Source organism: Staphylococcus shinii (assembly GCF_017583065.1).
GTDB classification, from domain to species: Bacteria; Bacillota; Bacilli; order Staphylococcales; family Staphylococcaceae; genus Staphylococcus; species Staphylococcus shinii.
The window spans coordinates 42612-67541 of record NZ_JAGEVL010000001.1 but is presented as its reverse complement, the minus strand read 5'-3'; the positions used below and the strand labels follow the sequence as shown (position 1 = coordinate 67541).

General features: G+C 31.0%; 28 protein-coding genes, 8 tRNA genes and 1 riboswitch. Of the genes, 12 read left to right on the top strand and 24 right to left on the bottom strand.

All coding sequences use genetic code 11. The annotated features are described in order from the left end of the window. Nucleotides 1–208: 208 nt before the first annotated feature. Nucleotides 209–1672, bottom strand: coding sequence for an FAD/NAD(P)-binding protein (locus J5E45_RS00395; protein WP_208181450.1), 1464 nt, complete (start codon nt 1670–1672; stop codon nt 209–211). Between the two features lie 172 nt (nt 1673–1844). Here J5E45_RS00395 and J5E45_RS00390 point away from each other — a divergent pair, with 172 nt between their 5' ends. After that, nucleotides 1845–2771 carry an osmoprotectant ABC transporter substrate-binding protein gene (locus tag J5E45_RS00390; RefSeq protein ID WP_039067029.1) on the top strand — a complete coding sequence of 309 codons (927 nt, stop codon included), beginning with the start codon at nt 1845–1847 and terminating at the stop codon, nt 2769–2771. Nucleotides 2772–3177: 406 nt separating this feature from the next. Here J5E45_RS00390 and sagB read toward each other — a convergent pair whose 3' ends face one another. Both sagB and J5E45_RS00380 read right to left on the bottom strand, forming a co-directional pair. Next, nucleotides 3178–4032, bottom strand: a complete 855-nt coding sequence (sagB, locus tag J5E45_RS00385) for a peptidoglycan release complex glucosaminidase SagB (protein WP_039067027.1) — start codon at nt 4030–4032, stop codon at nt 3178–3180. Between the two features lie 164 nt (nt 4033–4196). Continuing rightward, nucleotides 4197–4421 (bottom strand): hypothetical protein, encoded by a 225-nt coding sequence (locus J5E45_RS00380; RefSeq protein ID WP_017722196.1) that lies wholly within the window; start codon nt 4419–4421, stop codon nt 4197–4199. Between the two features lie 217 nt (nt 4422–4638). On the opposite strand from J5E45_RS00380, the gene J5E45_RS00375 reads away from it, so the two are divergent. Further along, nucleotides 4639–5106 (top strand): sigma-70 family RNA polymerase sigma factor, encoded by a 468-nt coding sequence (locus J5E45_RS00375; RefSeq protein WP_119586110.1) that lies wholly within the window; start codon nt 4639–4641, stop codon nt 5104–5106. A 12-nt stretch (nt 5107–5118) separates the two neighbouring features. Next, a complete protein-coding gene (locus J5E45_RS00370; RefSeq protein WP_039067025.1) occupies nt 5119–5541 on the top strand; it encodes a competence protein ComK in 423 nt (140 codons plus the stop codon). A gap of 2 nt (nt 5542–5543) precedes the next feature. On the opposite strand, the gene J5E45_RS00365 is transcribed toward J5E45_RS00370, so the two are convergent. The 3 genes from J5E45_RS00365 to J5E45_RS00355 form a co-directional block, all read right to left on the bottom strand. Next, nucleotides 5544–5993, bottom strand: a complete 450-nt coding sequence (locus J5E45_RS00365) for a hypothetical protein (protein WP_069792237.1) — start codon at nt 5991–5993, stop codon at nt 5544–5546. A 136-nt stretch (nt 5994–6129) separates the two neighbouring features. Beyond that, nucleotides 6130–6765 carry a pentapeptide repeat-containing protein gene (locus J5E45_RS00360; protein ID WP_039067021.1) on the bottom strand — a complete coding sequence of 212 codons (636 nt, stop codon included), beginning with the start codon at nt 6763–6765 and terminating at the stop codon, nt 6130–6132. A gap of 205 nt (nt 6766–6970) precedes the next feature. After that, nucleotides 6971–7684: a transaldolase gene (locus tag J5E45_RS00355; RefSeq protein ID WP_017722201.1), complete on the bottom strand. Its 714-nt coding sequence runs from the start codon at nt 7682–7684 to the stop codon at nt 6971–6973. A 279-nt stretch (nt 7685–7963) separates the two neighbouring features. Here J5E45_RS00355 and J5E45_RS00350 point away from each other — a divergent pair, with 279 nt between their 5' ends. The 3 genes from J5E45_RS00350 to J5E45_RS00340 all read left to right on the top strand — a co-directional run bounded on the left by J5E45_RS00350 (nt 7964) and on the right by J5E45_RS00340 (nt 9216). Further along, nucleotides 7964–8269 (top strand): hypothetical protein, encoded by a 306-nt coding sequence (locus tag J5E45_RS00350; RefSeq protein ID WP_039067019.1) that lies wholly within the window; start codon nt 7964–7966, stop codon nt 8267–8269. 232 nt (nt 8270–8501) lie between these two features. Further along, on the top strand, nt 8502–8870 hold the full coding sequence (crcB, locus tag J5E45_RS00345; RefSeq protein WP_208181448.1) for a fluoride efflux transporter CrcB: 369 nt from the start codon (nt 8502–8504) through the stop codon (nt 8868–8870). Then, complete coding sequence (locus tag J5E45_RS00340) at nt 8863–9216, top strand: fluoride efflux transporter FluC (protein ID WP_039067015.1); 354 nt, start codon at nt 8863–8865, stop codon at nt 9214–9216. The genes crcB and J5E45_RS00340 overlap by 8 nt, the downstream gene beginning before the upstream one ends. A gap of 222 nt (nt 9217–9438) precedes the next feature. Here J5E45_RS00340 and J5E45_RS00335 read toward each other — a convergent pair whose 3' ends face one another. The 3 genes from J5E45_RS00335 to metK form a co-directional block, all read right to left on the bottom strand. Beyond that, nucleotides 9439–10275 (bottom strand): aldo/keto reductase, encoded by an 837-nt coding sequence (locus J5E45_RS00335; protein ID WP_069792239.1) that lies wholly within the window; start codon nt 10273–10275, stop codon nt 9439–9441. Between the two features lie 280 nt (nt 10276–10555). Next, on the bottom strand, nt 10556–11464 hold the full coding sequence (locus J5E45_RS00330; RefSeq protein ID WP_069792240.1) for a nuclease-related domain-containing protein: 909 nt from the start codon (nt 11462–11464) through the stop codon (nt 10556–10558). Nucleotides 11465–11556: 92 nt separating this feature from the next. Next, nucleotides 11557–12753 carry a methionine adenosyltransferase gene (gene metK, locus J5E45_RS00325; RefSeq protein ID WP_039067010.1) on the bottom strand — a complete coding sequence of 399 codons (1197 nt, stop codon included), beginning with the start codon at nt 12751–12753 and terminating at the stop codon, nt 11557–11559. A gap of 109 nt (nt 12754–12862) precedes the next feature. Beyond that, nucleotides 12863–12975: riboswitch (SAM riboswitch) on the bottom strand. A gap of 166 nt (nt 12976–13141) precedes the next feature. On the opposite strand from metK, the gene pckA reads away from it, so the two are divergent. Then, nucleotides 13142–14731, top strand: coding sequence for a phosphoenolpyruvate carboxykinase (ATP) (gene pckA / locus J5E45_RS00320; protein WP_208181447.1), 1590 nt, complete (start codon nt 13142–13144; stop codon nt 14729–14731). A gap of 76 nt (nt 14732–14807) precedes the next feature. Here the strand turns inward: pckA and J5E45_RS00315 are convergent, their stop codons facing one another. Together J5E45_RS00315 and ytkD are read right to left on the bottom strand one after the other, a co-directional pair. After that, complete coding sequence (locus tag J5E45_RS00315; protein WP_172643866.1) at nt 14808–15581, bottom strand: alpha/beta hydrolase family protein; 774 nt, start codon at nt 15579–15581, stop codon at nt 14808–14810. After that, entirely contained in the window at nt 15565–16041 is a 477-nt protein-coding gene (gene ytkD, locus J5E45_RS00310) for an RNA deprotection pyrophosphohydrolase (protein ID WP_080750256.1), read from the bottom strand. The genes J5E45_RS00315 and ytkD overlap by 17 nt, the downstream gene beginning before the upstream one ends. A gap of 66 nt (nt 16042–16107) precedes the next feature. On the opposite strand from ytkD, the gene yidD reads away from it, so the two are divergent. After that, a complete protein-coding gene (gene yidD, locus J5E45_RS00305; RefSeq protein ID WP_039067006.1) occupies nt 16108–16344 on the top strand; it encodes a membrane protein insertion efficiency factor YidD in 237 nt (78 codons plus the stop codon). On the opposite strand, the gene menC is transcribed toward yidD, so the two are convergent. Then, nucleotides 16341–17345 carry an o-succinylbenzoate synthase gene (gene menC, locus J5E45_RS00300; protein WP_039067005.1) on the bottom strand — a complete coding sequence of 335 codons (1005 nt, stop codon included), beginning with the start codon at nt 17343–17345 and terminating at the stop codon, nt 16341–16343. The genes yidD and menC overlap by 4 nt on opposite strands. Before the next feature lie 18 nt (nt 17346–17363). Further along, entirely contained in the window at nt 17364–18743 is a 1380-nt protein-coding gene (gene menE, locus J5E45_RS00295; RefSeq protein WP_208181445.1) for an o-succinylbenzoate--CoA ligase, read from the bottom strand. Nucleotides 18744–19008: 265 nt separating this feature from the next. Between menE and J5E45_RS00290 the strand changes: the two genes are divergently transcribed. The 4 genes from J5E45_RS00290 (at nt 19009) to J5E45_RS00275 (ending at nt 22071) form a co-directional block, all read left to right on the top strand. After that, nucleotides 19009–19572 carry a PepSY domain-containing protein gene (locus J5E45_RS00290; RefSeq protein WP_208181444.1) on the top strand — a complete coding sequence of 188 codons (564 nt, stop codon included), beginning with the start codon at nt 19009–19011 and terminating at the stop codon, nt 19570–19572. 698 nt (nt 19573–20270) lie between these two features. Beyond that, the gene (locus tag J5E45_RS00285; RefSeq protein ID WP_208181614.1) at nt 20271–21272 is read left to right on the top strand and encodes a glycosyltransferase; all 1002 of its coding nucleotides are present in this window, start codon (nt 20271–20273) and stop codon (nt 21270–21272) included. A gap of 5 nt (nt 21273–21277) precedes the next feature. Continuing rightward, nucleotides 21278–21544 (top strand): hypothetical protein, encoded by a 267-nt coding sequence (locus J5E45_RS00280; protein ID WP_069792245.1) that lies wholly within the window; start codon nt 21278–21280, stop codon nt 21542–21544. Nucleotides 21545–21597: 53 nt separating this feature from the next. Next, on the top strand, nt 21598–22071 hold the full coding sequence (locus J5E45_RS00275; RefSeq protein WP_208181442.1) for a trypsin-like serine peptidase: 474 nt from the start codon (nt 21598–21600) through the stop codon (nt 22069–22071). 42 nt (nt 22072–22113) lie between these two features. Here the strand turns inward: J5E45_RS00275 and J5E45_RS00270 are convergent, their stop codons facing one another. The 11 genes from J5E45_RS00270 to J5E45_RS00220 form a co-directional block, all read right to left on the bottom strand. Then, the gene (locus J5E45_RS00270; protein ID WP_069792247.1) at nt 22114–22545 is read right to left on the bottom strand and encodes a GNAT family N-acetyltransferase; all 432 of its coding nucleotides are present in this window, start codon (nt 22543–22545) and stop codon (nt 22114–22116) included. A 240-nt stretch (nt 22546–22785) separates the two neighbouring features. Next, nucleotides 22786–23208, bottom strand: coding sequence for a hypothetical protein (locus J5E45_RS00265; RefSeq protein WP_069792248.1), 423 nt, complete (start codon nt 23206–23208; stop codon nt 22786–22788). Nucleotides 23209–23510: 302 nt separating this feature from the next. Beyond that, the gene (locus J5E45_RS00260; RefSeq protein ID WP_039066993.1) at nt 23511–23702 is read right to left on the bottom strand and encodes a hypothetical protein; all 192 of its coding nucleotides are present in this window, start codon (nt 23700–23702) and stop codon (nt 23511–23513) included. 293 nt (nt 23703–23995) lie between these two features. Beyond that, nucleotides 23996–24084: transfer RNA gene (locus J5E45_RS00255), tRNA-Ser, on the bottom strand. A 39-nt stretch (nt 24085–24123) separates the two neighbouring features. Next, nucleotides 24124–24195: transfer RNA gene (locus J5E45_RS00250), tRNA-Glu, on the bottom strand. A gap of 1 nt (nt 24196) precedes the next feature. Beyond that, nucleotides 24197–24271: transfer RNA gene (locus tag J5E45_RS00245), tRNA-Asn, on the bottom strand. 10 nt (nt 24272–24281) lie between these two features. Further along, nucleotides 24282–24355 (bottom strand) — tRNA-Gly (locus J5E45_RS00240). 13 nt (nt 24356–24368) lie between these two features. Then, nucleotides 24369–24444: transfer RNA gene (locus J5E45_RS00235), tRNA-His, on the bottom strand. Nucleotides 24445–24464: 20 nt separating this feature from the next. Further along, nucleotides 24465–24537, bottom strand: a tRNA-Phe gene (locus J5E45_RS00230). Between the two features lie 11 nt (nt 24538–24548). Continuing rightward, nucleotides 24549–24624: transfer RNA gene (locus tag J5E45_RS00225), tRNA-Asp, on the bottom strand. 8 nt (nt 24625–24632) lie between these two features. After that, a tRNA-Met gene (locus J5E45_RS00220) sits at nt 24633–24706 on the bottom strand. Between the last annotated feature and the right edge of the window lie 224 nt (nt 24707–24930).

The following is a 24930-nucleotide window of genomic DNA, read 5'->3' as shown; positions in this document are numbered from 1 at the left end:
CTACAGCCTGTAGTCTTCACCTTGTGCTATTTCCTCAAGAGTCTCGCCAAAATACGTCGCATTCATATATAATTTTACATTTGAAGAATCATTATATGAAATCTAATTCAAAATCGAATAAAAAATAATGGAAAATTATAACTCGGTTAACTTACAACTTTTAATTAATTTGTTATGGTGTAATTTATATCTAAATAAAAAAACATTTTTATTTTGTACTTAATAAATGGTCAACCACGTTAACAGCTTGTTTTACAATCATCATAACGCCATTACGTGATTGATTAATTCCATTAGTTAATTGACCGAGCGCATACATATGTTTCAATGTGCCATATCGAGGGCTTATGATTTGATTTGTTTCAGCCACAATTTGAATACCACCAAGCGGATGTGGTTGTACAACCTGTCTATTTTCCAAATTTAACACGAGCTGATCATCTTCATCTAAATCTGCTAGTTGTGTCTTCGAGCCTGTCGCATTAATTACAATATCGAACTGTTCTATTAACTTATCTTTATAATTAAAATTGAACTTATTATCTCTGTATTGAACATCCTCTAGACCATTATTGATTTTGATTGTGCCGTGATTAATATGATCTATCAACAACCGCGCTGTTTGTGGAGGCATTGGATTTGAATTCTCTTTTAATATAGGTTGATAATCAGTTAAAAATCGTTTTTGATCTTCCCTACTTAAACTATTCCAAATCCAATTTAAATTTTCTTTCGTTAATTCTAGTATACTTTGTAATTTCCCTAAAGCATCAGCATGCTCTAAATCATAAGTTAAATCTTTAATTGGATCATCTTGACTACGATGAACTAATGTTTCGACATCAATATTATGCAATGCACAATCTTTCAAAAATAACTTTATCGCTTCATCTAAAGGTACGTTACCAAAATGCTTACGCTTTATTTCGTTAAACTTTTCAGGAGTTACATACTTAAAATCGATATCGGGCATCTCACCCCTTACGCTTGGCAAACGTCCTTTTCGGCTAGCAACAGTAATGGGTAATTTAGGATGATGCGCCGTTACATAGCGAATCACGTCTAAACTTGCTAATCCTGTACCAATAATAGCGATTTCATCGGAATCTTGTACATCATCTAACGTATTATAGGTTGGATATGGTGTTTTAATATAACCACGTATTCCTTTTAGACCATATGGATCATGATACGACAAAGTACCAATAGTCAAAAACACAACATCATACTTTCTACAATTTTCTATTTCTTTGGAAGTACAAACACAATATGTCACATCTGTTTGGCCAATTTCTGACTCAATAAACACTTCAGAAACTTCTTCTTTGAATGTATGTATATTGTCATAATTATGATTATATTTTTTTAAATAATCTTTCATATAATGTCCAAATATAAATCTTGGTAAATATTCTGGATTTGAAAATTTAAACGTATATTGCGTTTCATACCACTCATAAAACTCTCTATGATTGTCTAAATTTAAAGACATTTGAGCTGCCGGTAAATTTATTAATAATTCTGCACTGTCATTTTGAAACGGAACGCCTTGTCCCATATTTATAGGGTTATCATATACATCAATACTCATTTTAGAAAAGGAATCACTTTTCACTAATTCTTTTAAAAGCGTGACACCTGCAGTGCCCATTCCAATGATGGCAATTCTCATAGTACACTTCCTTACTAAGATTATTTCTCCCTATTATACCAGTCCTTGTGTGTATATTACACATTAATGGTCTACTACTATTTTATCAAGTAGTGTTATAATGTTTTGCTAAGTGTGTTAATCTAAATACATTGAAATAATAGTTTTTTTAATATATTTAAGGAGTTCAATAATGACGTATTTAAGAAGCTTTTTATTTTTTATTATAGCAAGTACGCTTATACTATCTAGCTGTGATTTACCAGGCTTAGGTGGCGGGCAATCAAAAAACACAGTTAAAATTTCAGCGTTAGCTACTAGCGAATCACAAATTATGGCTTATATGTTAAAAGAACTTATCGAGCATGATACAAAAGGTGAAATATCTGGTGCTATTATCAACAATTTAGGGTCTGCAACGATACAGCATAACGCATTAATGAATAACGATGCAGATATATCAAGCACTCGTTACACAGGTACAGATTTAGTTGGTGTGCTCGAACAACAACCTATTACCGATACAGACAAAGCGATGAAAATTACTAAAAATTTATTTAACCAAAAGTTTAATCAAACGTTTTTTAACTCCTATGGTTTTGAAAACACTTTTGCATTTATGGTTACAAAAGAAACCGCAGAAAAATATGATTTACACACTGTCTCAGATTTAAAAAAAGTAAAAGACAAAGTCAATGTTGGGACTGATACAACTTGGATTAAACGTGGTGGAGATGGATACGCACCATTCCAAGAACACTATGGATTCGGCTTTAATTCTCTCAAACCAATGCAAATTGGTCTTGTCTATGACGCATTAAAAAACAATAAATTAGATGTAGCACTAGGCTATACTACAGATGGGAGAATAGCAGCATATGATTTAGTTGTATTAAAAGATGACAAGAATTTCTTCCCACCTTATGATGCCAGTGCGGTTGCTCCAAATAAGTTACTCAAACAACATCCAGAAATTAAAAAATCAATATCGAAACTTGATGGTAAAATTAGCACTGAACAAATGCAAAAATTAAATTATGAAGCTGATGGCAAAGGAAAAGAACCAGCTGTGGTAGCAGAAGCATTCTTAAAAAAACATAATTATTTTGATGACAAGTAGATGAAAATAGAAAACTAATTATCTTAACTAGGAAGTGATATTATCAAATTTATTTTAAAAGTATTTATCTCAACGCTTATGTTATTTATACTTATTAGTCAAAAAAACAAAGTCAAATAAATTAGAATATTCCTAATTACAGCTATTATAAAACGTTAAAAAGCCAAACGTCAGTTGACGCTTGGCTTTTTATTATAGTTATTTAAACTGAAATTGAAAGTCAGATTTTCTAAATTATCAACCCATGCCTATTATCCATACAATTCTATACTATATTATGTTCAAAGATACATAGTTATAATTTTACAAATAAATAAACTATGAAAGCTGGTGTAAAAATAAAAAACTGCCAACAAAGTTAATACTTCATTGACAGGATAAAACCATACGCTTAGCACGTGGTTATTTATTGTGTTCTATGTTTTTCGTCATCTTTGTAAACAAAGTACTTGTAATACTTACCTTCTGTTTTCATATCATTATAGAAATCGGCCATTAAGCTTGCATTACTTTCAGCCCATTTAATGTCGGTAGCGTATTGATGTTCACCAGGGTTTTTAGGATTCCATCTCATGCTATAAAGTGTGTTCTGATCTTTATTTGATAAAAAGTGATCATGAATAAAGTTTGCCCCACCACTTATAGCTTTTTCTGGTGTATCCCAACCATGTTTTTTAGCATATTCTGATCCAGTTTTGATTGGATCTTCATCTAATGCTCCGACCCCAAAAAAGTTATAATATTTTTGGCCATCAATTTCTACACCACTTGCAAGTTCACTCTTAGCTGATCCTGTTTCCAGTAACGCATGAGAAATCAAATAAACTTCATTTACATGTTTATTTTTCGCTGCTTGTATAAAGTCATCTGAATGTTTTAATAATATTGGATTATCAATTAACATACGTTTAATTCTATTTTCATCGATTCCTTGGTATTTATCCAACTCTAAAAATTGATATTTTTGAGTATCACTCTCTATAAACTTACTACTATTCATTGCGGCTTTTATCTCAGTAGATGATGCATCTCTCCAACTTTTATTATCTTTACTTGAAACTTGTTGGCTTGTGTAGTTATCAATTTGCTTTTTAGATGCTTTATCTAAAGTAACCTTTAGATTTTCAACTTTCTCTTGTTCGTCCACATCTTTAAAAAAGATTTGATCTGATATCATTGAAAAGACAACGACTACAGCTACCCCTAAGATTATCAATAAACCAATAATTGATAATATTGAGCCTTTTTTATGCTTCGTCATGTTCACACCTCTTAGGTAATAATTAGGAATGGAGCCTCTTTAATCTATGTAATACTGCTATTGAGACTATCTGATAATAAAGTTTAACACTAATTACTTAATCGTACAATTTAATCTGATTGTTGTCATATATTCATAAAAAAAGTAATGAAATCTTAATTTCATTACTCTTGACTTTTACGATATTCCATTATGATAAAACTTGCAGCTTGAGATCTATTTTTGTAATAATATCGATTTAAATCTATCGCACCTTCTATTTCACCATCTCGATACATCATTTCATTTGTCATATTATTAATCATAACAAAGTCTGATTTATCTTTAATTATATCTAAATCATTATGTTTCGCAAAAAAATGTTCTAAATTTAAATGTGCGTAATCCATAAAAACCTCCTGATAATTGTCCGAAGATAATATTTATCTCTAATTGCTATATCTTTAAGTTGAATACGCGTTGATGTTATAAAACTTAAATTTATCTACCTTATGCTTTCTATTTAACACCTTATATAACTATTTAGCAAATGAAATTTACTATTTTTAACAATAAACTAAATCTATCCGGAAATTTTTGTTGTATATACAACGATGGAGTTTAACGATGGAGTTTAATGAATTATATAAAAATTCCAAGCACATTATCTATTTTCTACTAAAGAAATATAATATTAAGTACAATAATGATGAATATGTGCAATTACTCACGATAAAAATGTGGGAATTATCAAAAGTTTATAATCCTCAAAAATCATCTTTGAATTCATTTTTATATGCCCGTCTCAATTACTTTTTAATTGACCTTTTTCGTTCACATCGTTCAATAGAAACATTCGACGTAGCTGAATTAGATAACCTTTCTAATATTAATTACTCCTTTGATGATGCTCAAATCTTGTATGAAAATTTCATTTCTCAATTATCAGAAAAAGAGCAACTTTGGCTTCAGTTAAAATTAGCAGGTTATAAGCAAAAAGAGTTAGCTGAAAAATTAAATTGTTCAATTTCCACATTAAAAAATTATCAAAATAGAGTCAAAATTAAGTATAACAACTATTATTTTAATAAATGAGGTGAAATATTTATGTCCAATCTAACTAAAATATTATATTTTAAAACTGCAATAGGGCCAGAAACACTTACAATTTGCCAATTCACTACACATCAATTTGTATACCCTTCTACAATTAATCAAGCCATTAACTATATTTTAGAGAAACACCAACGCTCTCATACAGTTCAGCTTAAACAGTCTAAACGTATATTAAAAATAAGGAAATTAGTGCCGATTTATATCAATCATCAAACAACAATATTCCCTGTAAAGCCTCAACGGTCTCCTATACAATATTACATTAATGGGTGTACTATTAACGGTTTAAAATCAAAAGGTTCATCCACAATAATTTATTTTAATAACGGGACATTTATCACTGTAGACGCCCCATACATTTTTGTATATAAAAAATGGCAAGAAAGTTTAACACTTTCTCACCTTTTAAGCTAGTCTTATAAAGTTTTATTGTGCTTATATTCCAATAATTTTTTAGTGAAATATCCAGTTACTACTTTTATCATGTATAGACTGACTATAACTAATAGCAAGGCTCCCACCAAGGTTAATACAACAGTAACTGTTGATAGCTCGACTTCTGGCTTAATGAAATATTGTACTGAAGTCAAACTTGTCAAAAAACCGAACAAGAACAAACCAATAAGTACAATATACGTACCTAAAATGCCTAATAATAATACGAATAATTGCGTACTTGAAACGACTTTTTCTTTAAAAATATATTCCTTCAAAAATTGATTTGAGAATGCAACTGGACGTTTTAATTGATCGCTTTCATTTAAATCAACTGTTTTAGATAACACTTCATCTAATTTATTTTTCTCTTTTTTGTTTAAAAACCATAATTGCTTTTTCACTTTTTGCTCAAAGATATTTGCTTTCATTTGAAATGTTCTCCTTTATCACATTCACATCACTTCAGTTACTTTCTTAAATGATAAATCAATTATCACAGTGATTCAATTAAATTTGACGGTTTTTAGAATAAATATGTATTACTACTATTTTATTTCTTTATACTTAGTCAACGACAATAATACCGATTAATTTAGCAATTTGAATAGCTTGTTCACTCGATACTTTACACCCTATTAAATCATCTTTTCCAACAGTGATATGTCCAAAAAATGATTTACTTATGTCACAACTTTTTAATGACGTTTGGTAGATTGACATATTATTTAGATTAGATTTTAAAAATTCCACGTTTTTAAGCAAAGTATTATGAAATTCAGCATTTTCTAGGTCACTTGTATTGATTCTAAATGTATCAATTTTCGATTCTACTAAATTTATAAAATTTGCTTTTACTTCTTCAAATGTAATATGGCTTAATCTCATGTTTTTGAATAATGTTCCTGTCATTCTACAATTTTTAAAAGATACTCTATGAATAGTTCCATAATCCATCTTAGAATTTGAAAAATCACAGTTTTCAAATACAACATCTGTAAAATCAGCGCGCCCCAAATCTGAATTAGCAAAACTACAATCTTTGATAGTTGATTCATATATTAACAACCTATCTAATACTTTTCCTTCCAATGATGAATTTGAGATTTCTGCTAATTCTATTAGATCATCAACTTCATCAAATACATCTGTTAAATCTTTCTTCTCTAAATAACCATTAATATTAGGTGGCTGTAACTTCATTACTTCACTCCTAACTAGCTAATCATTGCATGCATCATAACATTGAACAAGGAGTGAATTAGCTAGAAAATTTATAATATACAGTATATCAGATATATTTCAAAATTTTATATTTTTAATGTATAAAAAAGACCGAGACATTAATAAATGCCCCGGTTTTTTTCACTATTTTAAATTAAAAATAAAACTCAATTTACTTTTACGATTAAAGAATTGATAAGCCTGAACTTTGGATATCTTTTGCAAATCCTTTAACTGTATCAACTGAGAGTTCATTAATGTCACGGCCAAGATTGTTGTTTACTTTTTTAACAACATCTGCTGGACATGTGATAATATCAGCGCCAACTTCATCAGCTTGTATAACATTAATTACTTCACGGCAACTAGCCCATAATAATTTCACGCCGTCTTTACTATGTGTAATTTCAGCAGCTTCTTTCATCATAGGAATTGGGTCAACTCCTGTATCTGCAATACGGCCAGCAAATACTGATACATAAGTTGGAACACCTTCAGTTACAGCATCTGTAATTTCTTTAACTTGATCTAAAGTATAAACAGCAGTCACGTTTAAACGAACATTTTCTGCTGATAATTTTTTAATTAGAGAAATAGTTGATTCACCTTTTGTGTTTACAACTGGAATTTTAACAAATACGTTACTACCATATTGTTTTAAAATTTCAGCTTCTTTTGCCATAGTTTCTAAATCATCTGCAAATACTTCAAATGAGATAGAAGCATCAGGAATCTCGCGAACAGCTTCTTCAGCGAAAGCTTTATAATCAGTTACACCTGCTTTTGCCATTAAACTTGGGTTAGTAGTAAAACCATCAACCTGTTTATTTTTATAAGCTGCTTTCATTTCTTCAATATCTGCACCATCCGCAAATACTTCAACATTTAATTTTGCCATTACTTATTCCTCCTGACTTAATTAAATAATTCAACAAAGAATTATTTGATAACGGTTATTAACCATACAACTTAGTTATACCACTTACAAAGCATTATTTCTAATCTTTTGCTTAAAATCAGAATATTTTTACAGTAAAATTAAACTTTTATTATATATATTGACTATTGGTACAGGAGCATATATTCAATATGTTAATATACTATATAAACATAAATTTCATTAGTTTTTTGTAAATTTATGGTATTATAGTTAAATGAATTGCATTAGGAGGTACAAATGGCACGTTCAAAACTTTATTTTTATTTATCTAGTTTATTGGTTATTGTTAGTTTTTATTTTAATACAAGAAACCCTCTATTAAACATGCATTTTAATTCGATGATAAAATTAATATTTGTTTGTAGTATTATAAATGCTATTATTTTAATAATTTCCATTATTTTTGCTGATAAATCAATCAAACATCTACACGAAGAGTCAGATTGGATACGAAAAGCAAGCAAAATATTACCATACGTTATATTAGTTGTAATTGTTATTCATATTATTGCTTCTCTATCAACATTTGGCATAATATTCTAATTAAGGGGGCTGGGACAACGATGTATGTCTTGGCCTCTATTTATTGTGGTCAAAGCGAATCTTTGATTTTTAAAAATTATGCCTAAACCTAAGCAGTTCTGAACGATTTCAATTTAAAATATATTCTATATTTCTATTTATACTTGATATTATGCTAACAATAAATAAGAATTAATAGCAACGCGATGTTGCTAAAACTTGTCCTGGTTTTTAGAAAGGAAGCATGCTAAAAATGCAATATTTATATATTTTTGTAGGAGGCGCTGTCGGTGCGCTACTAAGATACTTGTTTTCATTTATCAGTGTTAATTCTGCTTTTCCTATTGGCACATTTATCGCTAATATTTTAGGTGCTTTTTTAATGGGTTTTCTAGGGACACTGACTATAGAATATTATAAGAATAACCCACTTTTAAAAAAAGGTATTACTACAGGTCTATTGGGTGCAATGACTACCTTTTCGACATTTCAATTTGAACTTATACATCTATTTGAGCAACAAGCTTATTTATCCCTTACTTTTTATGCGCTAAGTAGCTATGTTTTAGGAATTTTCTTATGTTATATCGGTGTTAGATTGGGGGAAGTAGCTCATGATTAACTGTTTACTAATCATGTTGGGCGGTGGCATAGGTGCAGTCATCCGAGGATTTATCACTAATTTTTGTAATCACAAATTCAATAGTAAATTACCAGTTGCAACGCCTATCGTTAACATAGGTGGTAGTTTTATCATTGGACTCTTATTAGGCTCGCTGCTCAAGTTAGATTGGATTGAACCCTTTTTAATAGTTGGTATTTTAGGCGGTCTTACTACCTTTTCTACTTTATCATCTGAACTCGTCCAACTATTAATGATTAAAAAGAAATTTGTTTATTTCATTACTTATTCTGCACTCCAATATGGTGTTTCCTTTTTAGCCTGTTTATTAGGTTACATATTATAAAGTGCAATCTTAAAAGTTCATTATAAAAAGCCATAAATTCATTAAATTGAGTTTATGGCTTTTTGCTTTCATTTAAAATTATTCATATATAATAATGACAAGTTCATTAGACTTGTAAATCTATAACATATACATAATTAAATCAAAGCTAATGATTATGTATCACTAACTCAATAATTTAATTATTGTTATTTTACTAAAAATAGCGTTTTATATAATTTTTTAATGACCACTGTATTTTGCAGGATCTGGTCCAATTCTACGTTCTTCATTGAGGTTATCTAATTTTTCTATTTGTTCAGCTGTTAAAGCGAAATCAAATACATCAATATTCTCTTCTATTCTAGAAGGAGTAACCGATTTTGGGATTACTACAACACCATGTTCAATATTCCATCTAATGATTACTTGAGCCGGTGATTTTCCTACTTCATTTGCTACTTCGTTTACTGTTTCATCTTCCAAAATTTGTGCATTCATTAATGGTGACCAAGACTCCATATGAATATTTTGAACTTCCAGATATCTATTTAAAGAAGATTGTAATAAATATGGATGGAATTCTACTTGATTTATTACTGGTTTAATTGAAACTTGCGCTAATAATGCTTCTAAATGTTCAACATTAAAATTACTTACACCAATATTTTTCACTTTATCATTTTTATAAAGATCTTCCATACCTTGCCATGTATCAATCATCAGTGCTTCGTCAGTCCCAGGCCAGTGCATTAGATATAGATCTAAATAATCTAAGCCTAGTTTGTTTAAACTTGTTTCATATGCATTTGCGACGTTTTGTCTACCATAGTCATCAAGCCATAATTTAGAAGTAATGAATAAGTCACTTCTTTTTAATCCTGTTGAAGCTAATCCTTCAGCAATACCTTGACCTACCTTGTCTTCATTTTCATAAATCATCGCCGTATCGATATGTGTATAACCACTTTCAATTGCATGTTTTACTGATGCTGCACATTCATCGTTATTCTCCACGCGGAATGTACCTAAACCAACAATCGGCATCTCATTCCCATTGTAAAATGTAATATTTTCCAAGTTAAAATCCCCTTTTTATTTTGTTAATTATTATACTAATAAATATTTCGAAATATATAAATAAAAATGCCTAAATACTTATAATTAGTTCTTATTTTTGTATTTTCTTATGATATAAGATGACAGCTTCACATTTAATTTAACTTAATTTATTTATGCAGACGAATTAGAATTTTTTTTAATTTATCCTTAACAAAAAATGTCAACAAAAGCCTGATGGCTTTCGCTGACATTATGTACTACATTTCATTATTTTTCTTGAACTATGAAATTTGTAACTTTAGTTAAATGATTCAATTTCATCCATAACACGTTGTAAATCTTCAACGTTATATTGAATACGACCATGGAATACGAATTTATTAAAGTATTCATCCAATTGTTCTGGACCAACTAGCACTTTCGTATTTGAACTTTGCGCATAGTTTGAAATTGTTACATCACCTTCATTTTTAGGATTAAAATATAAAATTGTTGTCGGTGTGAATTTTAAATTTAATTCAGTTTGAATATCACCAGCAAGTTTCTCAATCTCATTTAAATGAGTAGTGTAATTAACAAAAGACAATGAATTTTCATCTTCATTTTGATCTAATACAAGGGTTTGTGGTTCTTGTCTATCAAGCTCCAAGGTATTAAATACCTGTTCCATCATAGGTTGTTCTTTAAACTGTGCGGCACTCACACCATTGTATACATGACCTTTTAATAATTGTGAATCAATAATATATAAACCAGTACGTGTAAGTACTAGGTGGCTAATACGCTGTACATCATTAAATTCATTTTTAGGTAAAAATATATTGGCCATAATATGCATATCTTCTGGACGAATTCTTTTTTCATTTACTAATCTTTCTCGAATGCCAATTAGTCTCATATCAGTTACATATTCACTTTGATTTTTAGAGAATAATTTTAATGCATCAATTTCCCTGTTTTTTGAACTAACTGTAGCATTATATTCTTCTTTTTGCTTTGTTACTGTTTTTTTATTTTCTATTCTTTCTTTTTCTAATTCTTCTTCATGCTCGTCGCTTAGTTTTTGTTCTCTGGTTTTGTATTGTTCTTCTACCTTTTGTTGTGCTTTCTTTTTACTTTTCAAAGCAATGATAAATAAAATGAAACAAATTATTGCTACAACAATTGCCACAATTAAACCAATCTCTAATGGTCCAAATGAATTCATAACAAAAAACGCTCCTTTATGTGTTCAGTAACTTAATTATAATAGATAAACGCATAGCATTCGATAGTAAAGTTAAAAAATTTTTGTTCTTGTTAAGCTTTAACTGTATCTTTTAATAAATTAATTTTATCTAACTTTTCCCATGGTAATAATACATCTGTACGACCAAAATGACCATATGCAGCAGTTTGTTTATAAATTGGATGTTTCAAGTCTAACATTTTAATAATCCCAGCGGGTCTTAAATCAAAATGTTCTCTCACTGCTTCAACCAATTCACTTTCATTAACTTTTCCTGTGCCAAACGTATCTATAGAAATAGAAACTGGTTCAGCTACACCGATAGCATATGCAAGTTGTACCTCACATTTATCTGCTAATTCAGCAGCAACGATATTTTTAGCTACATAACGTGCAGCATATGCAGCTGAACGGTCTACTTTAGTTGGGTCCTTACCGCTAAAGCATCCCCCGCCATGACGTGCATAACCGCCATATGTGTCAACAATTATTTTACGCCCAGTAAGTCCTGCATCACCTTGTGGACCACCTATTACGAAACGCCCAGTAGGATTGATATAAAATTTTGTATCCTCATCTAAAAGTGCTTCTGGTACTGTTGGATAAATAACATGATGCTTGATATCATCTTGGATTTGTTCTAATTCAATATCTTCAGCATGTTGCGTTGATACGACAATCGTATCAATGCGATGTGGTTGATCTTGTTCATCATACTCTACAGTTACTTGTACTTTACCATCAGGGCGTAAATAGTCTAATATCTCATCTTTACGTACATCTGATAAGCGTTTAGCAAGTTGATGTGATAAGAAAATCGGTAAAGGCATGTATGTATCCGTCTCATTTGTTGCATAACCGAACATCAAACCTTGGTCGCCCGCTCCTGTAGCTTCTATTTCTTCTTCAGTAGCATCTTCACGATATTCTAAAGCTGTATCGACACCTTGAGCGATATCTGGTGACTGTTCATCAATTGCCGTTAACACTGCCATGGTTTGGCTATCGTAACCGTATTTAGCACGCGTATATCCAATCTCTTTAATTGTTTCTCGTACCACTTTTGGAATATCAACATATGTTGTTGTTGATATTTCACCTGAAATTAACGCCATACCAGTTGTTACTGTAGTCTCACAAGCAACACGTGCATGAGGGTCGTCTTTTAATATTTCATCCAATATAGCGTCAGATACTTGATCCGCTATTTTATCAGGATGTCCTTCTGTTACCGATTCTGAAGTGAATAATCTTCTATTGTAAGTCATAATTTGCTCCTTTAGTTTTAAATTACGAAAATTCTCTCTCTGTTGAGCTCATTAAAAAAGCCTTCTACACTATCAATAAATAGAGAGAAGGCCCTTATACGTCCATTCGCTCTTATCGTTCAGACGCTATTTGTCTGCAAACGGTTTGGCACCTTTCTTCGTATTAAGAAGAGGTTGCTGGGCTTCATTGGGTCCATGTCCCTCCGCCACTCAGGATAAGAGAATCCGTTAAGTTCTATAGTACAGAATCAACGATATAATGTCAATTTTACATTTATTAATATTTATTTAAAATTCCTTTTAAATTGGTATGGACTAATGATATATATGTGTTATACTCTGTAATTGTAAAGGCTTACAATAACTAAATAGCGTTGGAGGGATTAGTATGGCTGTAGATACATACACTTATACAAGCAAAATTGAAAGTATTTTAGACAAAAAATCTTCATTATTTCAATTATCTACAACACAGTTGTATAATAAAATTTTAAATAATGATGAAGGCGAACTTACCGAATTAGGTGCAATTAACGCTAGAACAGGTAAATATACAGGTCGTTCACCAAAAGATAAGTTTATTGTAAATGAGCCATCTTATAGAGATGATATTGACTGGGGTAATGTTAATCAACCGATTGAGGAAGAAACATTTTTAAACTTATACGATAAGGTACTAAATTATTTAGACAAAAAAGATGAACTATACGTATTCAATGGTTATGCAGGCAGTGATAACGACTCACAATTGAAATTAACTGTTGTAAATGAATTAGCGTGGCATAACTTATTTGCTCAAAATATGTTTATCCGTCCAAATTCAAAAGAAGAAGCACAAGAAATCAAACCAAACTTCACAATTATTTCAGCACCGCATTTTAAAGCCGATCCAGAAATTGACGGCACAAACTCAGAAACATTTATCATCACATCTTTCAAACATAAAGTCATCCTCATTGGTGGTACTGAGTACGCTGGTGAAATGAAAAAAGGTATTTTCTCCGTAATGAACTATTTACTACCTAAAGATAACATTATGAGCATGCACTGTTCAGCTAACGTTGGAGACAAAGGTGACGTTGCTTTATTCTTCGGTCTTTCTGGAACTGGTAAAACTACACTATCAGCTGATCCAACGCGTAAGCTTATTGGAGACGACGAACATGGTTGGAACGAAAATGGCATCTTTAACATTGAAGGTGGTTGTTACGCAAAAGCAATTAACCTTTCTTATAAAAAAGAACCTCAAATTTATGACGCTATTAAATACGGTACCATTTTAGAAAATGTTATTGTTGACGAAGATGGTGACGTTGACTTCGATGATAATCAATACACAGAAAATACTAGAGCAGCATATCCAATCAACCATATTGAAAATATTGTAACACCATCTAAAGCGGCTCACCCTAATACAATTATTTTCTTAACTGCAGACGCTTTTGGTGTTCTACCACCAATTTCAAAATTATCCAAAGATCAAGCAATGTACCATTTCTTGAGTGGATTTACTGCTAAATTAGCTGGTACAGAACGTGGCGTAACTGAGCCAGAACCTTCATTCTCTACATGCTTTGGTTCACCATTCTTACCTCTAAACGCTAAAGTTTATGCTGATTTATTAGGCAACTTAATTGATCAACATGATGTTGATGTTTATCTTGTAAACACTGGCTGGACTGGTGGTAAATATGGCGTAGGGCGTCGTATTAGTCTAAATTACACGAGACAAATGGTAAATCAAGCAATTACTGGAGAATTAAGAGAGGCTGAATATATTAAAGACGATATGTTCGGTTTAGATATCCCAGTAGAAGTTGAGGATGTTCCTCAAACTCTATTGAACCCTATTAATGCTTGGAGTAAGCCAGAAGCATATAGAGAACAAGCTCAAGATTTAATCAATCGTTTCAAACATAACTTCGAAAAATTTGGAGTAGAAGTAGATGATTTAGCAACACACGGCGGGTTCAAATAATATTTAATATCACAAATATCATATATAAAATAGAGGAGCGGGCGTAATGCCCGCTCCTCTATTTTTATTTATTCTATTATATTTTATTTTTTTCCACATCTGTCATCCACTTCTTGATTTCATAAAGTGTTTCTTTTAAAGCAAAAGGTCTCGGTATATGACCTTCTGACATTTGATAAAACGTACGGAAAGTCGTTCCCTTTTCCTCTAATTGCTGCGCTAAATAATAGGCATGATGAATGCCTACTTGCTTATCTTCTCCACCGTGAACAATAAATATAGGTGGACTTGACTTAGTAATCTGAGCTAATGCATCTCGCTGTTGATAGGCATCAGCCTGCTTTTTAGGATGGCCAATCATGCGTTTCAACATGCCCCTTAAGTCAACACGTTCTTCATACATTAAGTATATATCAGACACACCACCCCAAATAATATAACTTGAGATTGGTAAATCTTGAAATGTGAGCAAACCTTGAAGTCCACCTCTCGAAAACCCAACCATATGAATGTCAGCAATAGGGTATTTTTGATGCAGTATGCGTATAGCGACCGTGACATCATTTAAATCTGCCCCATAAAATTCATCTTTACCCTCACTACCATTATTTCCTCTATAATACGGACCAAAGACTAAAGTGCTTGTATTTGCAAATTGCATCATTCTGGCTGCTCTTACTTTGCCTACTTGACCTTTACCACCACGTAAATAAATCACAATTCTTTTTACATCTTTTTTTGGCGTCATTACTAAGCCTCGAACTTTTAAGTTATCGACACAATATGTGACTTCTTCAAATATATGATGTATAGATTCTATTGGCATACGTTTTCTATTTATAAAATCCAAGTGATATCACTCTCTCTAAACAGTGTAAAATTGCATCATCCTTCAACAAATAACTTTTTTTACTTTCTGGAACATCAGCTATATTCTTATAAAATAACGGTCCATTTGTTTCTAAATAATCGTCTTGTCGACTTATCTCTGATACATTTACCATAAATACATCTTTGGTGAAGCTAACGCCGTTTACACGTTGTACTTGATATTGTGCAATATACTCGCATTGCGCTATCGTCGCCCCTGTTTCTTCAAACAACTCACGCGCAACAGCTGCTTCACTTGTTTCTCCATTCTCTTTTTTACCGCCTGGGAATTCGATGCCCCGTAATTTATGGTTTGTAAATAGCAACTGATTTTTATATTTCGGAATAATAAGTACATGATTTCCATCAGCAATATCTTCTTTATCTTTATATGATAAATATACGTTGTCGTTATCTTTGTCTTTAAACTTCATATACATCACTCTTCCCATTATTATGTTAAACTAACTATGCTAAAGCTAAGCTATTTGTTGGAGGCAAAATTTATGAAAACTATATTTCTTGGACTAATCCGTATATATCAACGATTCATATCACCATTAACGCCTGCAACTTGCCGTTTTTACCCTACTTGTTCGGAATATACAAGAGAGGCAATTCAAGTATATGGTGCATTCAAAGGTACTTGGTTAGGTATTAAAAGAATTTCAAAATGTCATCCGCTTCATAAAGGCGGTTTTGATCCAGTGCCTTTAAAGAAAAAAGATAACAAAAAAGATTAATAAATTCGTGTTAATCTTGTACTCTTAACCTTTGGAGGCTCAAAATAAATTGAGCCTCCTTTTAATATACCTGCGCGGTCGACTATATCTTTTTCAAAATAATAGCCTTCTGGTGTAATATCACTTGGATAATCACAAAGTTGGGCTAGCATCGCAGTAAAATACCTACTCAAGCCATACTCATACATGCCACCTATGACTATTTTTACATTTTTATCACTAAGAGCTTTAATGATATCCAGCACCTTATCAATGCCTCCTAATCTAAATGGCTTCAATACAACAACAGCTATAGCGTAAGCATCTATAGCCTCTAGAATGTTATTTACAGTGTCTGCCTTTTCATCTATGGCAACTGGTGGTAATTCATAGATATAAAACTGTTTTAGCATCTCTAAAGATTTAAATGGCTCCTCTATATACAATAATCGGTTATTTCCAATTGTTGTTAGCTTGGTTATCTCCGCCTCGGTTATAGATTCATTTGCATCTACAACAATATCTGGTTTGAATGATAATTTTTCAACTGTTTTAATATCATCTAAAATTGAATCAGACCATTTTATTTTAACGCGTTGAGGTCGCGTTTGAGATAATTGCAAGATATTTTCTTCTGCTAAGCCACTAACCGTTGCACCATATGCTACGCTAAAATCTGTTAATTTAAAAAACATTTGGTAGCAAGCCATTACAATCATACTTCTAGTTGCCGGGTATTTAGATAAATGGTTTAAACTACTTATTATATCATCAAAAGTATAAAACGCTATGTCTTGAATACTTTCAAACCACTCTTTAACTTGAATTTGAGCTTCATCAATCGTTTCATTTGTATACCAATCGGTTTCAAATGCGTTACACTCTCCATAGTAATATACATTATTATCCGTAACTAAAGCTACAAACAATGCTTTACGTTTCTCCAGTTTTATTTTAGGTGTAATAATTGGTGTATTAAACCGTTCATCATAAAGATATAGATGCATATCAACTATTTTCATATAGACTCCTTATTACTTTTATAAATGATTCCTCTGCAATTTGCCTGTTGATGTATACGGTAAAGAAGTAACACGCTTAAATTGCTTTGGCACTTTATACTTTGCTAGATGGTTTTGAAAGAACGTTATTAAATGTTTATTTGTTAAAGTTTCTGATGCAACATAATATAAATAAGGTACTTCACCCCATGTATCATCCTCAATACCGACACACATTGCATCTTCGATAGACTTATGCTTTTTGGCAACCGTTTCTATTTGATAAGGGTATATGTTTTCCCCACCGCTTATAATTAAATCCTTTCTACGATCAAACACCATGACATAACCTTCTTCATCGATTTCTGCTATATCACCTGTTTTAAAATAACCATCCTCAAAGGTATCTTGTTTATTTGTCGGGAAAAGATAACCATTCATAACATTGTCACCTTTAATCAGTAATTCCCCATGGCCATAAACATTAGGTTGTGAAATTTTCACTTCAACATTATCGCTAGGTTTCCCGACAGTATCTGGTCGGAGTTTCAACATTTTTGGTGTAGCTGTTAAAAATTGTGAACATGTCTCAGTCATACCAAAAGAATTGTATATCGGTAAATTATAATCTAATGCTTTATTTATTAACGACGTAGTTAGCTTAGCTCCGCCAAGTAATATTTTTTGAATTGCAAATGGCTGTTGCCATCCTTTGTCCATTAACCATTTTAAAGTCTGCGGTACTAACGAAATATGTGTAGGATTCTCTTCTTTAATTATCTTTAACATTTTATCAGCATCAAATTTCGATTCAAGCCGTAGTGTAAAACCTTCAATTAACGCACGTAACACAACACTTAAACCAGAAATATGATAAATCGGCAATACCGATAACCATTTCGTAGATTGATTAAATCCAAGGCTTTCTTTACAACCTAATGCACTCGCATAATGATTATCAAAAGTTTGTGGTACTGCTTTTTGTGGACCTGTAGTACCAGAAGTAAACATAATAGATGCGATTCGAGCGATTGAAAACGGCGCTTCGAATTCGTGCCCTTCCTGAGTCTGCAATGTTTGAAAATCTATCACTTTAATATCTCTTAAATGAAGTTGTTCCATCGCTATGATGGTACTTACATTTATAGATTTCATTTGAGCAATCATTTCTTCCTTAGTTAACCTCGTATTAACCATGGCTACTTCTATTCCTGCTACCCATGCAGCATTAATTAATACTATGGATTCTATTGTATTGTTAACATATAAACCTATTCTGCTTAATTCTAATTGTTTTAGACTATAGGCGAGTCTTTTAGCGCAATCATACATCTTCCCAAAAGTAATTTGATTCGCGCCATCATCGATAAATATTCCTTTACTATTTTGTTCAGCTTGTGTTTTTAACCAAAAATCCAATCTGTCATTCCTCCATCTCAATTATACTTATTATAACGTGTTTATATTTATTTAACAGGGTTCTTGCACAACACGTGTTATTTTTACTATTTTTCCTATTTCTTAACTATTTTTATCACCTTATAGTGGAAATGTTACTTTTATTTTGAAATTCAGTTAAATCAACTGATTTAACTGGTTAAAATTAAATTTTCACATTTAATGTTTTGTCTATATCAAAGATTGGGTAAGTATTTATTGTAAAAATGATAAAGGAGTGAAGCAGATGAAGTTAAAAAGTTTATCAGTAATAGTATTTTCTAGTCTATTATTAGCTAGTTGTGGAAATGGTTCATCTGACAGTGATACAAAATCTGAAAATAAAAAAGATACAAAATCTGACAACCAAGTCATCGCTATCAACAAAATTAAAACAAGCCCTGAAGACGCTATTAAAAAAGCTCAACAAACATATAATAACCAACATTTAAAAGGCATCTCATATGAAAAAAGCAACGGCGAATGGGCATATAAAATTGAACAACAAGGTGATTATAAAGAGTCAGAAGTTATTATCTCTGATAAAAATAAAAAAATCTTGAACAAAGAACAAGAAAACGAAGATTCACTTAATAAAAACGAAACATTTAATTATAATAACGCCATCGATTATAAAGAAGCCATTAAAAAAGGTCAAAAAGAATTTGACGGAGACATCAAAGAGTGGTCACTATCAAAAGACGATGGGAAACTCGTTTACGATTTAGACCTTAAAAAAGATAAAGAAAAACACGAAGTAACTATTGATGCTAAGAATGGCAAAGTATTAAATAACGAACAAGATAATTAAACATATATCTAGGTAAACATTTAATTATTGTCAGCGCGTCAAAGTCAATTCCTCTTAAAATACATCCCCTATTTCATCAAAGAAAACATGACTGAAAATAAAATGCTTAAACTAAATGGTTGAATTCCGATAACTAAAAAATATAGAAACTAGTGTTTTTTATAATAAAAATCACTTGAACTGCGCTCAAGTATATAGCTCCAAAAAAATCTAATCCATCTAAAAGGAATTTATCGCTCTTATTTGACTAAGATGACTAGATAGAAAGGGTATCACTTTTACTAACTTAATAAATCAAGAACCACTTCTTTAAAGAAGTGGTCCTTTTAGAAATGGGCTTAATAATTACTTAAGTTGATTAGGGCTCTTACATAAGAACCACTTTAGTCACCGACTCTATACCAATTATTAACTCCTAAATATGTTACCAAATAGTCAATTTCTATTTTAATTTATATTATACTAATCGTATAATATCTCCTTTAATATACATCCCCCCTTATATTATTAACCCACTAACATTATTTAATAATTAAAATAAATCATATTACTATTTAATATTTCATTACCGCATATAACTTTCATTAATCTAACTTATTTTTTTATTAGTTTTGCTTGTACTTATTTTAAAAAATAACTAACTACATATACTAATAATGCCTTCTTTGCTAACTTTGTAAAAAAGGAGGCGTTTAAAAATTAAAAAAGTCAGCATAGTTATGCCAACATACAACAACGATTGTTCTCTTTTTCGTACAATTGATTCTGTTATTAATCAAACAATGGAGAAAGCCAATTATGAGTTAATAATTGTAGACGATCATTCAAATAACTCAAATACATTAAAAATTATTAAATCTTATGCAAAAAAGTACAGTAAGTTAATTAAATTCAAACGATTAAAATTCAACAGTGGCAGTGCTAGCAAACCTAGAAATAAAGGTATTGAAATGAGTAGTGGTGAGTATATTTTCTTTTTAGATTCTGACGATTTATTACACCCACGTACCTTAGAAGACTTATATAATTATGGAATTAAACATAAAAGTGATTTGATTATTGGAAAATACGGCGTTAAAGGTAAAGGTAGAAGCGTGCCTAAAGCTATATTTGAAAATGGAAATGTTCCAAAAGCTAATATTATCGACAACAGTATGTTCTATGCTTTATCCGTACTCAAAATGTTTAAAAAAGCAATTATAGATAAAAATAAATTAAGATTTAAAACATTTTCACAAACTGCTGAAGATCAATTATTCACTATAGAATTTCTAATGAACTCGAGAAATTATGCTATAAAAACAGATTACGAATACTATGTCGTAGTTAATAATTTTGATAATGGTATACATTTATCACATCACAAAAGTACAGGGAAACAATACTTTGCAACAATTAACGAAATTTATAAAGTCATTTACAAAAGCCCTATTTACAAAGATCAGAAAACACGGGACCAATTTGCTGGAAAATTTACCACGCGGTTATTTAGGCACGGGCAAAAGAAAAACTTTGCAATTAGTAAAATGAAATATGAAGATAAAATTGAATGGTTGAAGTATTTTTCAAAAACACTTAATAGAGTGCCTAGAAGTGCTGATCAGTACGTAACACAAATTTTCAATATGAAATTAGAAGCCATAAGACAAAATAACCTGTTAGCTGTTATGACAGCAGATAAATTCATTAAAGGAGAATAACTAAAGTGCATGATTTCAACTATAATGATACAAAAGAGCTTGAATTAAATGCCATTGATATAAAAGATAACAAGAAAAGAATTGAATGGATATATGCAAATTACGAAAATATAACCTTGAAAATTCAAAAATATGATATGCCTTGGTTAATTATGAACGGTTATCAAATTGCAAGAATTGAAAATTTAGATACGAAAGTAGAATTTAATAATTTGAAAGTAGTATTCGATTTTACCAATGACAAACTAATCTACGTGACATACAGCGATTAATTAATTTAGGAAAATCATTTTTATAATATCGTTTTAAGGAGGATTTTAAATTAATGAAGCGCTTTCTTTTAGTAATATTGATTTTATTGCTTATCTCTTATGTTTTAAAAGAAGAAAATGTTAGTGCATCATCAATAAACAATAACCATACTTATATAACTGAACCCACAAAACCTATAAAAGATGCTACACCTGTTGATTATGAGATACCACAAGAGAACCTTAGACCTATAGAAGAAGCCACTGGAAGTGAAATAGAAAGAATTTTAGCCAAAGATAACCATATGTTAGTGAAAAATTATACATCTTATCCTTATAAAACTATAGTACTCTTAAACATGATATTTACCAATATAACTTATATTGGTACAGGTACTGTGATGGCTCCTGATACTATACTTACAGCAGCACATAATGTTTACGATTCAAGATTTGGGGGTTGGGCTACTGAAATAACTTCTTATGCTGGAGCTACAGCTAACAAAGCTACTTTCTGTAAATTTCTTTCACAAAATAAACTCATCTAACTATATAAATGATTTGTTTAAAACCATATCATTAAGTAATCTTTACAGTTTGAGATGTAATATTGGATAATCTCTTCCTTGTTGATCCTTTTGAGATTCTTTATACTTTTTAAATCCATTTTTGATATAAAAATTCACAGCATTATAGTTATCTTTATTTACATCAACATATTGAACTTTGTTTTCTTGAATTAAATACTGTAGTATTTCAGTACCATATCCTATCTGAAAATATTTTGGATCTATAAAAAGCATTTCTAAATTTTTTTCGTTTGTACCTGAGAAACCAATTGCTTCGTAGGCATTAAACCACAAATCAGCTTCGACAAATTTAAAATATGTAGGAATTTCAGCTTTTATTTCCAATCTATCCTTTTCTTTTAAAAAATCGTGAGTTGCAATTACAGATTTTTCCCATATTTCTAATGCTTTTGGGTAATCTTTTTCTTGAAGTTCTATTTTTGTTAGTTTCATATTTTAACTCCTTATACTTAATTTATAATTCCGTAAATTAAGATTTTTTAAATGTATATTTTTTTTGTCGGTATATAACATCCCTCACTTATTTATTTAGTTGAGGGTTCTTTATTTTTAAGTTATTTATAAGTAAAATTATTTTATCTAAATTAAGTTTATCACTATTCTTTATCCCCATAATCTTAAAAAGTGGATAGTTATTTCACCGATCATCTTTTTTAATTATATTACTTCTTTCTAAAATATATTTTGATTAGAAAACTTTTCTTGAAAAGCAAGTAAACTCTCCTTAACAAAATTACAATCTTTTTCTTTAAAATGGATTGCAGCTTCATGTTTTAATGGCAATCTATCTTTCAAAATTTTAACTCTATCTTTGAATAAATCCTCTATACTACCGTAACTCATTATATCTTCATTTAAACAATCGGGTATTGTTAGTAGTTCACTACCTATAGTATATGCACTAAATAATTGATAAAACGACTCATCATCAATTGAATCTAAATATAATAATTCTTTATTTTTATCTCTTGGATGCTTAAACAACTTGTAAAAAAACTTTGATATATAATTCTTCTCTTGATAATATCTTTGTTCTGTTAAAATTTCATTTTCTAATAATTTTAAGTAACTATTTATATTTATATTTAAAGACAATAATAACACCTCATTGATATTCTTTATTATAAATACCCTATATTATAAATATTAAAATATTTTGAACTAATAAAATAACCAAAGAAATATAATAACTAACAAATCGGTATTTTAAAATATCGTACAATACTACAGTGATATTTATGACTAATATATTAATAGTATTTTTACAAATAATTGTCTATTAACTATAAAGCTTCTGGTACTAATAATATAAGTCTTTCTCCAGGTATCATACAGAGATCAATTTCGCATTCGTATTCACCTGGTGTATCTGAGGTTGTTATTTTCATAGTATTAATTTAAAAGAATGGAATAGTTTTACTAGCTTTAACAATATCTTTTGTAAAGAAAAATTGCTTACCTTCTCCTGTATAAGCTGGATTCAAAACCATGTTTGCTTTAGTGCTGTATAGCCATTCTGGATTGATTCCTGAATTTAATATATCTTGAAACTCTTGAAAAGTTTTACTCCAATCTAAATTGGGTTCCATATAATCACCTCAAGAATATAATAGAACATTTGTTCTTATTAATCAATTTAACACTACTTTTTACAATATAATATAGTTAATGTCACGTTATTTCAGACAAACAAGCAGAACAATCATAGATTACGAAAAAAATTTGAAAATAAGTTAGAACATACAAGGAGTAGTAGATAAAGAGAAAAGTTGATTTGATAAGAAGATAACAAAACTTACAATATGTCATAAAAACAAAAACACCGAAACCCTATTATATCAAGGATTTCGGTGTCTCAAGAAAGCTCAAATTATGTAATTAACGGAGAGTGAGGGATTCGAACCCTCGAGACGCTTGTGGCGCCTACACACTTTCCAGGCGTGCTCCTTCGGCCAACTCGGACAACTCTCCATATAAAAAAACAGAAGCGATATTTCACTTCTGTTTGTATGACCCCGACGGGACTCGAACCCGTGTTACCGCCGTGAAAGGGCGGTGTCTTAACCGCTTGACCACGGGGCCATGGCTCCACAGGTAGGACTCGAACCTACGACCGATCGGTTAACAGCCGATAGCTCTACCACTGAGCTACTGTGGAATAATTATAATGGAGCGGGTGATGGGAATCGAACCCACAACATCAGCTTGGAAGGCTGAGGTTTTGCCATTAAACTACACCCGCATTTTAACGATTATGGGGCGGATGATGGGAATCGAACCCACGAGTGTCGGAACCACAATCCGATGCGTTAACCACTTCGCCACAACCGCCAAAGTAAAAATCAAAAGAATGGTTCAGGACAGAGTCGAACTGCCGACACATGGAGCTTCAATCCATTGCTCTACCAACTGAGCTACTGAACCATAATGAAAAATGGCGGTCCCGATGGGATTCGAACCCACGATCTCCTGCGTGACAGGCAGGCGTGTTAACCGCTACACTACGGGACCTTTAAAAATTGCGGGAGGCGGATTTGAACCACCGACCTTCGGGTTATGAGCCCGACGAGCTACCGAACTGCTCCATCCCGCGTTAATATTATTAATGACGACTACCAATTAAATATACCATAAATGTTAAGTTAATGTCAACGTTTTTTTAAAATTAATTTACATTAGCTTAATCAAAATTAAAACTAAGTATAATGTTGGCTGTTTGCACATCACCTATCAAATAAGACTAACTCAGTATATAAAGATTTCGAGATTTAGTCAATGGATTTTAAAAACTAATTTGTGTAAAAATGGTTAATAATA